The sequence below is a fragment of the Bacillus sp. 05T31 genome, from assembly GCF_056396725.1.
In genome coordinates, this window is sequence record NZ_JBFTMA010000353.1 from 1 (window position 1) to 4,275 (window position 4,275).

Consider the following 4,275-nt stretch of genomic DNA (forward strand, 5'->3'; position numbering starts at 1 on the left):
ATATATGACAGTTGAATGTGCAGAGATTTCGGAGAAGATACATGAATTAGGTTGTGAAGGCGTTAATACAGGATTACTTATGATATGGTGTAACGAGACAGATAAATATAAACATGAGAAAATCATTGAATATTTATCAAAAATAAATGTGAAATCAAAAAAGAAACCTATTACATTATATATTGCAACAAATCATGAAATTTTGAAATGGTCTTCATTAATAGAATATAAAGCGGAATTAGAGAGAGAATATGAAGAATTTAATTTCTTTTACCCGAGCGATTTTTATAGACGCGGAAAGAGTATGAGTGTCCAAAAAGGGTGCGTAAATTTAATTCAACTGTATTCCAGTTATATCTTTGCGAAAAGCCGAAAAAGAGTAAACTTTTATGGTGATTCTAAATTAATTAGTGTAAATCATGTATTCTTTTTTGCGGACCCTACAAAAAAAGAATTGGAATTTATGTATCAACTAATTCAAGACTTCCAATTTGAGGATGCAGCAGAACTTAATATTCATTTTTATGGTGAACAATCTAAATTTAGAGAGAATATTTCAGAGTTTATTCGTACTAAACTTGAGTATTCTAAGATGAATAAATCCGACCTTGAAATTAAAGTTAATTACATGAACGAATTAAAAACAGTTCCTGAAAAGTATAATGTTAAGGAGGAGGTATAAATTGATTAGAAACTATCCTAAAAAATATAGTGTTAGAAAAGTCATTGAACAACATCTTTCAACAAAAGATACTAAGGATTTTTTAAAAGTAAGAGGGATTCTAGCCTTTGGTAAAACAAAAAAAGATTTAGCTAAAATTGGCGGTGATTACTTTTTAAATCAAAAAGACTATATTGAGCTAAAAGCAAAAATGGATGCAGAGCATAATTATAGGAAGTCGGGTAGAATATCTTTTCAAAAAGAACATCTAAAGAGCTTTCAAGCGTCACTTGAACTATTTGGTAACAGTTATATTAATAGAGAAGATAATACGAAATTAAAAGTTTCAAAAAATCCTGATGGTAGTACTAATATCTTATTAACTTATGATGAATATAAACCAAGTATGATTGATTTGTTAGATACAACTAATAGACAAGTTGAAATTAAATTAAATACTCATGGTGAGAACTGTAGTCTTGATTTTAATATGCAAGCATCTAGTGATTATAAAAAAGTTAAAGAATTAATAACATATATTGCTACCAATGATGAGGATATTCAATTTGAGTTTCAAGAAATTTCTTTAACTAAATTAAATAAAACAAATAGAATTGAATTATTTGAAAGGTTTTTTAAATCTATTAAAGAGCCTTGGGAGCTAATTGAAATAAAGAAATTGAAAGTTAAAAGGGATGCAACAGAGAAAAAAATTAACGCTGACCAATTAGAAGGGATTAATTCTGCTATTTTAGATGGGGATAATTTAAAAGAAAATAGCTTTGTAAAAAGTACATTAGACCAAGGATTTTATTTTTCGATGGCTTCAATGCGACTTGACCATACCTCTAGTAGTAAATTTATTGACTTAGTCATTGATTTTAAAACAAGACCTGAAATGTGTGAAGTTAAAGTAGCTCATTCAGGATTATATGTCCAAACAGAAAATGGTAATGGGGTTTCTGAATTAAAAAGTGTTATGGAGAGTAGTGATCAAGACAAGTTGTTATTAGAATATAAAAATGTTTTATATGAAATTTTTATAGAATTGAGTTGTGTACCGATGGTTAATGTTGATTTTGTGGTTGCTAATGAAGTAGCAGCTTCTACGGAAGATGATATATAAAAAGTGATTATACATAGGTAAATTTCCATTATTGATGTTCATAAAGAGAGACACCATGCTAAGTATCTTTGGCATGGTGTTTTATTTAAAAATAAAAAAGAATTGGAATGAACAGGAAGTACAGTTGTTCTTAAAAGCTGCACAGGATAGCAGGTATTCTATTGTCTTTTATATGGCTTTTGTAACTGGAATGAGACAGGGTGAATTACTAGGTTTGCGGTGGAAAGATATTGATTTAGAAAAGGGGCATTTAACTATTAGCCAAACGTTAAGTCATGATGGGAAAACATTTTTGCTTGGAGGAAAGACAAAATCAAGTTTAAGAAAGAGACTATTACCTGCATCAACAGTAGCAAAGCTAAAGAAACACAGAGCAGTCGTATTGAAAGAGAAGCTGAGTTAAGGTGAGGAATACCGAGACAATGAATTGGTGATGTGTACGCCTTCTGGAACACCAATTAATCCTGCTAATGTTAGACGAAGTTTAAACACTTTGATTAAGAGAGCGGTTGTACCAAAGATTCGATTCTATGATTTACGTCATACACATGCGACTTTGTTATTGGCTAAAGGTGTGAATGTGAAGGTGATTTCTGAACGGTTAGGTCATGGTAATATCAAAATCACATTAGACACTTATTCGCATGTACTACCAACCATGCAAGAGGATGCAGTTAACAAAATAGAAGAGATTTTATAGAGAATGTGACCAATTCTGTGACCACTGGCTTTTTTAGAGATTTGCTTAAACAAATAAAAACCGCATCAAACGTTAATTTGACACGGTTTCTAATACTATGACCCCGGAGAGGCTCGAACTCACGACCTCCACCCTGTCAAGGTGGAGGTCTTTTAAATAATCTATTCTTCTCTTTGTATTATAAACTCCCAAAACTTTTTTAATTCCTCACGTTTTTGAGGAGTCGCACTGCTTATATCTTTAAACCATTGATAAAGGTCAGGATCTTGTATGTCTATAACTTGTCTTATTTTAGTTGTACCGAGGAGGTAATCAATTGATACTTTAAAGAAAGTGGCTAATTTTATCAATGTATTATAATCGGGTTCACGATTTCCTTGTTCATACATTGCATATGTAGTTCGGGCGATCCCTAGTTGTTTTGCCATGTCTTCTTGACGCAGTTTACGTTCTTTTCGAAGAGTATGTAGTCTTGTGCCAAACATATGCTACCTCCTTTTAGATGTTTTCTATATCAATTATAACGTCACAATATGTAACATTTAATAAAGTACACGAAATGTGTAAAAAATGTTGAATTTATAATTGTTTTCATGTAATGTGATTATTAGATACACATTTTGTGATAATAAAAGGAGGGGAACAATGAGGTTATGGTTATTGGAAAAACGCAAATATAGAGAGAAAACACAGGATTATATTGCATATAAGGCAAGAATATCTAGAAGTATGTATGCAATGATTGAAAGTGGTGAAAGAAATCCAAGTGTTCCTGTCGCAAAGAATATAGCTAAGGTACTAAATTTTGATTGGACTCTTTTTTTTGAGGAGTAATGTCACGTTTTGTGTAATTGAAAACGTGATAAGTTATGTTTCTATATTGTTTTCCTAAAACGAAATAAATTATTAGTTATTTTTAAGAAAATATTAGATAAGGGAAGTGTTCAATATGAATATGAAAACATTTGAAATTCGTGAAAAACGATTAGCAGAACTACTAGGTGCAAAAGTACTATGGGAGTTTATAAGTGCTGTAACAGAGGAAATTGAAAAGCAGGAATTAGAGTCTACACCAGGTTTGTTAGAAGATCTATTCATACATGTGAAAGAAACTATTCAAATTCAAAATATGAATCAACGCATAACAAAAGCCCCTGTAAAAACAGAGGCTGATGATATAAATAAAGATACATTATTTATGGAAGCATATGTAGAATTAATTAATCATAAGTTTATTATTTCTGAATTAGCTGTAGAGCTTTCATCTGTTCTAAAAGAATTAAATTGTTTTGTTCAATCATCTTTGCCACAGCTTCAAAGTGAGCTTGATTCTCAAGAACCTCAATCTGCTTCTCTTTAGGAAGTGATTGAAGTATTTCTTTTATTTCTTTACATTCGTATAGATTATTCTCCGAGTCTTCAATTAACTTATTACGGCGATTGGTGTATTCAAGTGCACCTAAAGTCGCTAATGCGCGAGGATCTAATCCTAGAATTTCCATGTATTCCTCTCCTTTCCTCTACAATAATTCGATAGGGGGAAGGAGATTCCTTTAATGATTTGGTAGAGTCTTTATACAGATATACAAATTGTTAATGATTAGTGGACATGTTATTTAGCAGGAATGTAATAGAATTAGACTTTAAAGAGCTTCTAAAAAGGATCAAAAGAAAGGGGAATCTATTAATTCTCACTCTTTTTTCTTAAATGCTAAATATGACACGGTTGTTTCCTTTTATCATGAATTTTACATTGGATTCTTTAAGGAAGATTAGATAGCTATAGGG

The 4,275-nt window shown here is 31.0% G+C and carries 5 protein-coding genes and 1 pseudogene; 5 read left to right on the forward strand and 1 reads right to left on the reverse strand.

Features of this window, described 5'->3' with window-relative positions; all coding sequences use genetic code 11:
* The 3 genes and pseudogenes from AC1DJR_RS19105 to AC1DJR_RS19115 form a co-directional block, all read left to right on the forward strand.
* Positions 1-682 (forward strand): PD-(D/E)XK nuclease domain-containing protein (locus tag AC1DJR_RS19105; protein WP_477003255.1); only part of this gene is annotated, 682 nt, incomplete at its 5' end.
* 1 nt (position 683) lies between these two features.
* Positions 684-1,787, forward strand: a complete 1,104-nt coding sequence (locus AC1DJR_RS19110; protein WP_452087164.1) for a kinetochore Spc7 family protein — start codon at positions 684-686, stop codon at positions 1,785-1,787.
* A gap of 103 nt (positions 1,788-1,890) precedes the next feature.
* A pseudogene (locus AC1DJR_RS19115) lies at positions 1,891-2,487 on the forward strand (site-specific integrase); the annotation flags it as partial.
* Between the two features lie 161 nt (positions 2,488-2,648).
* Here AC1DJR_RS19115 and AC1DJR_RS19120 read toward each other — a convergent pair.
* Entirely contained in the window at positions 2,649-2,972 is a 324-nt protein-coding gene (locus tag AC1DJR_RS19120) for a helix-turn-helix domain-containing protein (protein WP_452087165.1), read from the reverse strand.
* A gap of 160 nt (positions 2,973-3,132) precedes the next feature.
* Between AC1DJR_RS19120 and AC1DJR_RS19125 the strand changes: the two genes are divergently transcribed.
* Both AC1DJR_RS19125 and AC1DJR_RS19130 read left to right on the forward strand, forming a co-directional pair.
* A complete protein-coding gene (locus AC1DJR_RS19125) occupies positions 3,133-3,321 on the forward strand; it encodes a helix-turn-helix transcriptional regulator (RefSeq protein ID WP_001241908.1) in 189 nt (62 codons plus the stop codon).
* Between the two features lie 115 nt (positions 3,322-3,436).
* A complete protein-coding gene (locus tag AC1DJR_RS19130) occupies positions 3,437-3,847 on the forward strand; it encodes a hypothetical protein (protein WP_477003256.1) in 411 nt (136 codons plus the stop codon).
* The last annotated feature ends 428 nt before the right edge of the window (positions 3,848-4,275 follow it).

Bases quoted from the DNA above. Each gene is read 5' to 3' on its own strand.
- AC1DJR_RS19120 (WP_452087165.1), bottom strand. From the start codon at position 2,972: ATGTTTGGCACAAGACTACATACTCTTCGAAAAGAACGTAAACTGCGT.
- AC1DJR_RS19125 (WP_001241908.1), top strand. From the start codon at position 3,133: ATGAGGTTATGGTTATTGGAAAAACGCAAATATAGAGAGAAAACACAG.
- AC1DJR_RS19130 (WP_477003256.1), top strand. From the start codon at position 3,437: ATGAATATGAAAACATTTGAAATTCGTGAAAAACGATTAGCAGAACTA.